Origin of the sequence: Methylobacterium sp., assembly GCF_028290105.1 — a bacterium.
Classification (GTDB): domain Bacteria; phylum Pseudomonadota; class Alphaproteobacteria; order Rhizobiales; family Beijerinckiaceae; genus Methylobacterium.
On record NZ_JAQGKL010000185.1, the window covers coordinates 1 to 6,128 of the forward strand.

Consider the following 6,128-nt stretch of genomic DNA (forward strand, 5'->3'; position numbering starts at 1 on the left):
TGCGCGGCGGATGAGATCATCGCCGACCCGATGTCGCTGGTGGGCTCAATCGGGGTCGTCTCGGCGGGGTTCGGCTTCGATCGGCTGATCGAGCGCATCGGCGTAGAGCGGCGCGTCCACACGCAAGGCGAGGCCAAGGGCATGCTCGATCCGTTCCGCCCCGAGGATCCGGCGGATGTCGCCCGGCTCAAGGTGATCCAGGCGGACGTGCAGGCGCTGTTCACCGCGCTCGTCAGCGGCCGGCGCCCGAACCTGGCGCCGAACGGCGAGAACCTGTTCACCGGCGCGGTCTGGACCGGGCGGCAGGCGGTGCCGCTCGGCCTCGTCGATGCCCTCGGCGACGCGCGCTCGACCCTGAGGGCGCGCTTCGGAGACAAGGTCGAACTCGTGCTGGTGGCGGAGAAGAGTGGGTCGCTCGTGGCGCGCATCCTGCGCCGGAACGCGCCCGGCGGCACCGCGACGGGCATCGCCGGCGAGGTGCTGGCGTCGATCGAGGACCGCGCCGCGTTCGCGCGCTACGGCCTGTGAGCGCTCAGCGGCGGCAGGTGTCGCCGGCGTAGCCGGCATAGACGACCCGAACCTTGCGGGTGCAGGTCTCGGCCGGGGCCGGAGCCGGGACGGTGACGACGTCGATCGGGGTCACGGCGGCGGGCATCGTCACCGCCTCGGAGTGATCGGGGGTCGCGAAAGCGTTCGAGGCACTAATCACGACCGGGGTCGCGACGAGGGAGGCAGCAACGAGGGCGGCGAAGACTGTGACGGTGGAGCGCATGGCCCGTGGTTCCAACTTGTCGACCGTCGAGTGAGACGGCGAAGACCCCTTGATTGCCGGATAAACTTGGCAGCAAGCCAGACCGTTCCACGGCCAAGCCAAATCGTGGCCGAATTGTGTGCGGGGCCGCACGGGTGCACCGCAACCGCCTCCGCTTGACACCCCGGGCGAGCCTCTTAAACGCTGGCGACCCCTCCACGGTCCGGAAATTCCATGTCGAGCGCCAGCCCCATCTCGAGCGCCGTCGATCTCGCACCCGAGACCTCGTTCCAGGGCCTCATCCTGACGCTGCAGCGCTTCTGGGCCGCGCAGGGCTGCGTGATCCTGCAGCCCTACGACATGGAGGTGGGTGCGGGCACCTTCCATCCGGCCACCACCCTACGGGCGCTCGGCCCCAAGCCCTGGAAGGCCGCCTACGTTCAGCCGTCGCGCCGCCCGAAGGACGGCCGCTACGGCGAGAATCCCAACCGGCTTCAGCACTATTATCAGTTCCAGGTGATCCTGAAGCCGAACCCGCCCAACCTTCAGGAACTCTACCTGGCCTCCCTCGACGCCATCGGCGTCGACCTCAAGCTGCATGACATCCGCTTCGTCGAGGACGATTGGGAGAGCCCGACGCTCGGCGCCTGGGGCCTCGGCTGGGAATGCTGGTGCGACGGCATGGAGGTGAGCCAGTTCACCTACTTCCAGCAGGTCGCCGGTTTCGAGTGCGCGCCCGTGGCGGGCGAACTTACCTACGGCCTGGAGCGGCTGGCGATGTACGTCCAGGGCGTCGAGAACGTCTACGACCTCAACTTCAACGGGGGCACCGGCGATGAACGGGTCTCCTACGGCGACGTCTTCCTCCAGGCCGAGCAGGAATACTCGCGCCACAACTTCGAGGCCGCCGACACCGCGATGTTGTTTCGCCAGTTCACAGACGCGGAGAAGGCCTGCCGGACCTACCTCGACGCCGGGGCGCCGGAGGGCGGCACCGGCCGGCACCGGATGGCCCAGCCGGCCTACGACCAGTGCATCAAGGCGAGCCACGTCTTCAACCTGCTCGACGCGCGCGGCGTGATCTCGGTGACGGAACGCCAGAGCTACATCCTGCGGGTGCGCGAGCTGGCGAAGGCCTGCGGGGCGGCGTGGCTGCAGACGGCGGGTGGTGGCGCGGGCTGATCGTTCCGCCCTTCGACGCTTGCCCCCCATCGACCACAACGCTCCGGACGATCCCATGCCCGACCTCCTCCTCGAACTGCGCTCCGAAGAGATCCCCGCCCGCATGCAGCGGCGCGCGGCCGACGACCTGAAGAAGCTCGTCACCGACGCCCTGGTGGAGCGCGGCTTCCTCTACGAGGGCGCCAAGGCCTTCGCGACGCCGCGGCGGCTGGCCCTGCACGTGGCCGGCCTGCCGCCGCGCGGGCAGGACGTGCGCGAGGAGCGCAAAGGGCCCCGCGTCGGCGCGCCCGAGGGCGCGGTCCAGGGTTTCCTGAAGAGCGCGGGTCTGGCGAGCCTCGACGAGGCCACCATCGTCAAGGACCCCAAGAAGGGCGAGTTCTACGTGGCGGTGATCGAGCGGCCCGGCCGCGCGACCCTCGACGTGCTGGCCGAGATCCTGCCCCAGATCGTCCGCAGCTTCCCCTGGCCGAAATCCATGCGCTGGGGGGAGGCTTCCGCCCGACCCGGCGCCCTGCGCTGGGTGCGTCCGCTGCAATCCATCGTGGCGACCTTCGGGCCCGAGACCGAGACGCCCGACGTGGTGCCGTTCGAGGTCGACGGCATCGCGGCCGGCACCACCACCTACGGCCACCGCTTCCTGGCGCCCGACGCCATCGAGGTTCGGCGCTTCGACGATTACGTCCAGGCCCTGGAGCGCGCGAAGGTCGTGCTCGACGTCGAGCGGCGCAAGGACATCATCCTGCACGACGCCCGCGACCTCGCTTTCGCGCGCGGCCTCGAACTCGTGGAGGACGAGGGACTGCTCGAGGAGGTCGCTGGCCTCGTGGAATGGCCCGTGGTCCTGTTGGGCACCTACGACGAAGCCTTCCTCGACATTCCGGCCGAAGCCATCCGCGCCACCATCCGGGCCAACCAGAAGTGCTTCGTGCTGCGCCAGGCCGGCACCGATACCCTCGCGCCCGCCTTCGTCCTCACTTCGAACCTCGTCGCCAGCGACGGGGGGCTCGCCATTACTGCGGGCAACGAGCGCGTGGTGCGGGCGCGGCTGTCGGACGCGAAGTTCTTCTGGGAGACCGACAAGGGGATCCGGCTGGAGGATCGGCTGCCGAAGCTCGACACAATCGTGTTCCACGAGAAGCTCGGAACGCAGGGTGCCCGGGTGAAGCGGATCGCGAGCCTCGCCTTCGCGCTGACCGACGACATCGATGCCGATCCTCGCCTCGTCGATCGCGCCGCCAAACTCGCGAAGACGGATCTCGTCACCGAGATGGTCGGTGAATTCCCGGAACTTCAGGGCTTGATGGGCCGGACATACGCCTCCCTGCAAGGTGAGGATCCGAGGGTCGCGGCGGCGATCGAGGACCATTACAGGCCGGTCGGACCGACGGATCGGGTCCCGACGGAGCCGGTCTCCGTCGCGGTCGCGCTCGCCGACAAGCTCGACATCCTGACCGGGTTCTGGTGGATCGACGAGAAACCGACCGGGAGCAAGGACCCGTATGCGCTGCGGCGTGCCGCGCTCGGCGTCATCCGGCTGATCCTGGAAAACAACCTGCGCCTGTCGCTCGTGGGCCACCTGTTCGACGCGGCCTTCCATGCGCATGGGCGTCGGAGGGCATTCCAGATCGAGTTCGGTGACCGGACCCCGGAGGAACTCGAACAGGCCTTGGGGGCGCTCGGCGATGACGCCTTCGCCGACACCCTGGGCAACGATCTCCTCGCCTTCTTCGCCGACCGGCTCAAAGTCTACCTGCGCGACAAGGGCGCCCGGCACGACCTCATCGACGCCGTCTTCGCCCTGCCCGGCCAGGACGATCTCCTGATGGTGGTCCGACGCGTGGAAGCTCTCGGGCAGTTCCTCGAGACCGACGACGGCCGGAACCTCCTTGCCGGCTACAAGCGCGCCGCCAACATCCTGCGCATCGAGGAGAAGAAGGACGGCCGCGCCCACGACGCCGCGCCGGATGCGGCATTGGCCGCGCAGGGCGAACCGGAGGAGCGGGCGCTGGCGGATGCCCTTGCACGTGCCGGCGAGACCGCCTCGGCCGCCGTGGCGGGGGAGGATTTCGCCGGTGCCATGCGGGCGCTCTCGACCCTGCGCGCGCCGGTGGACGCGTTCTTCGAGCGGGTCACGGTGAATGCCGACGACCCGGCCCTGCGCCGGAACCGCCTCGCGCTCCTCAACGCTCTGCGGGCCGCGACGCGCGAGGTCGCGGACTTTTCGCGTATCGAGGGCTGAGGGTTTCGCAGGCACCCCGGCAGTTTCGCGAGCGGGACATGAAAGCGTTGGGGAGACTTGCGCAACGTACACCAGGAAAAAGCGGAACGGTTTTGCGACGATCTCCGTTGTGGCGACAGCTTTCCACGAGGGAGATCTCCATGCGCAACCCCATCATCGCCGCCCTGACCCTGGCAACGCTGTTCGGTGCCTCCGCCGTCCAGGCCGAGACCACGGTGATCCGGCGCGATGCGCCCGACACCGTCGTCGTCGACCGTCCCGCCTCCGAGACCCGCAAGGTCGAGCGCCGCGAGACCAGCGATGGCTGCGCCTCGAAGACCGTGACGAAGGAGAACGAGCTCGGCGACCGCAAGACGGTCACCAAGGAGAGCTGCGACTGATCCGAAACCAGGATCGAAGCGCCTGTCAGACCCGCTCCGGCCCCGCCGCGGCGGGTCTTTTCGTACAGAGGGCCTTCGTTCGAAGGTGCCCTTCGTTCAGCGGACCTCTTGAATCAGAGGGCCTTCGTGTAGCGCCAGGCCTCCATCCCGTCCTCGTAATAGTCCGGGATGACCGCGAAGCGGACGTATCCGCGCCGCTCGTAGAGCCGGATGCCGGCGCCGTTGTCGGCGCGGACCTCCAGGCGCAGATGCGTGCAGCCATGCGCCCGCGCATCGGCCTCGGCGCCGTCGAGGACGAGGCTGCCGAGGCCGAGACCCGCGCGCAGCGGCGAGACCGCGATGGAGGAGAGGCGCGCATTGCGACTGCCGCGCCGCCGCTCCAGGGTGGCGGCTCCCACCAGCGTCTCCTGGCCCACCTCGTCGTTCGTGACGGCCGCGAGCACCGTCATGCTGGGCGAGCGGATGGCATGGCGGATTGCCCGCCGCTCGGCCCGGTCGCTGGCGAAGGCCGCGTGTTCGAGGGCCACCAGCGCGTCGAGATCGGCCGGCGTCGCCACCCGCAGCGTGACGACCGGCGGCGGCGCCTCGGTCTTGGGCGAGGTCGCGCTCACGCCGCCGTCCAGGGATAGACCCAGGTTTCCGAGAGCGCCCGGCCACCGGCGCGCAGGAACATCCGCAGGTCGGTGGATTGGCCGGCCGCGTCCAGGGTCACGTCGACGGCGGCGCGAAAGCCCTGGATGTGCGGGTTCGGCGCGATCGATGTGGCGGTGATGCGCCCTGCCGAGGTTCCAGCGACGACCTCGACCCGGGCGGGGTCGGCCAGATAATAGCCGAGCTCGCCTCCGGCGAAGTCGACGAGAAAACGTCGGGTCAATCCGCCCCTGGTCTCTTCGGCCTTGGCGGTGCCGCTGGCGACCGGCGCGACGCCGAAGGTGTTGACCACGCCCGCCCCCGGATGGAGCGGAGCCGCGCCGAGCGCCCGGACGCGATAGGACAGGGTGACCGGCTGGCCGGCGGGATAGGCCTGCGCCGGGCGCCAGCAGGCGACGACGTTGTCGTTGGTCTCCGTGTCCGTGGGCAGTTCCATCAGCATCACGGCACCCTCCCCCCAGGCGCCGTCGGGCTCGACGAAGTAATCCGGCCGGCGATCGTAGGAGGCCTCAAGGTCCTGGTAGGTCTCGAAGCGCCGGTCGCGCTGCATCAGCCCGAAGCCCTTCGGGTCGCGGCCGCCGAAGGTCGAGATGCGGCGTCCGCGCGGATTGTCGAGGGGCCGCCAGAGCCACTCGCCGCTGCCGGCGGCGATCTGCAGACCATCGGAATCGTGCAGTTCGGGCCGGTAATCGTCCGAATGGCGCCGGTCGTTCTCGCCGATGAAGAACATCGAGGTCAGCGGCGCGAGGCCGACCGTGGCGAGGTCGACCCGGGGGATCAGGGTCGCCTTCACGGAAACGCTGGTCTCGTCGCCCGGCGCCACGGTGAAGCGGAAGGCGCCGGTGAGCGAGGGCCCGTCGAGGAGCGCGTGGATCACGAGGGAATCGGCGTCCTTGTCCGGCACCCCGACCCAGAACTCGCGGAA

Annotated in this window: 7 protein-coding genes; 4 read left to right on the forward strand and 3 right to left on the reverse strand. The window is 69.5% G+C overall.

The features are described from left to right. Window positions 1-528, forward strand: a 528-nt coding sequence (locus tag JWQ05_RS13055) for a S49 family peptidase (RefSeq protein WP_299658873.1), incomplete at its 5' end; no start/stop codon positions are given. 4 nt (window positions 529-532) lie between these two features. On the opposite strand, the gene JWQ05_RS13060 is transcribed toward JWQ05_RS13055, so the two are convergent. Continuing rightward, window positions 533-772 carry a hypothetical protein gene (locus JWQ05_RS13060; RefSeq protein WP_299658874.1) on the reverse strand — a complete coding sequence of 80 codons (240 nt, stop codon included), beginning with the start codon at window positions 770-772 and terminating at the stop codon, window positions 533-535. Window positions 773-985: 213 nt separating this feature from the next. On the opposite strand from JWQ05_RS13060, the gene JWQ05_RS13065 reads away from it, so the two are divergent. From JWQ05_RS13065 to JWQ05_RS13075, 3 genes are all read left to right on the forward strand, one after another. After that, complete coding sequence (locus tag JWQ05_RS13065) at window positions 986-1,933, forward strand: glycine--tRNA ligase subunit alpha (RefSeq protein WP_299658875.1); 948 nt, start codon at window positions 986-988, stop codon at window positions 1,931-1,933. Window positions 1,934-1,988: 55 nt separating this feature from the next. Beyond that, window positions 1,989-4,172: a glycine--tRNA ligase subunit beta gene (gene glyS, locus JWQ05_RS13070; RefSeq protein WP_299658876.1), complete on the forward strand. Its 2,184-nt coding sequence runs from the start codon at window positions 1,989-1,991 to the stop codon at window positions 4,170-4,172. Window positions 4,173-4,312: 140 nt separating this feature from the next. Next, window positions 4,313-4,552, forward strand: a complete 240-nt coding sequence (locus JWQ05_RS13075; RefSeq protein ID WP_299658877.1) for a hypothetical protein — start codon at window positions 4,313-4,315, stop codon at window positions 4,550-4,552. A gap of 113 nt (window positions 4,553-4,665) precedes the next feature. Here JWQ05_RS13075 and JWQ05_RS13080 read toward each other — a convergent pair whose 3' ends face one another. Next, a complete protein-coding gene (locus JWQ05_RS13080; RefSeq protein ID WP_299658878.1) occupies window positions 4,666-5,163 on the reverse strand; it encodes an N-acetyltransferase in 498 nt (165 codons plus the stop codon). Beyond that, window positions 5,160-6,128, reverse strand: a 969-nt coding sequence (locus JWQ05_RS13085) for a glucan biosynthesis protein (protein WP_299658879.1), incomplete at its 5' end; no start/stop codon positions are given. The genes JWQ05_RS13085 and JWQ05_RS13080, both read right to left, overlap by 4 nt.

Coding starts and splice junctions, on each gene's coding strand:
- JWQ05_RS13060 (WP_299658874.1), bottom strand. CDS start 772: ATGCGCTCCACCGTCACAGTCTTCGCCGCCCTCGTTGCTGCCTCCCTC.
- JWQ05_RS13065 (WP_299658875.1), top strand. CDS start 986: ATGTCGAGCGCCAGCCCCATCTCGAGCGCCGTCGATCTCGCACCCGAG.
- glyS (WP_299658876.1), top strand. CDS start 1,989: ATGCCCGACCTCCTCCTCGAACTGCGCTCCGAAGAGATCCCCGCCCGC.
- JWQ05_RS13075 (WP_299658877.1), top strand. CDS start 4,313: ATGCGCAACCCCATCATCGCCGCCCTGACCCTGGCAACGCTGTTCGGT.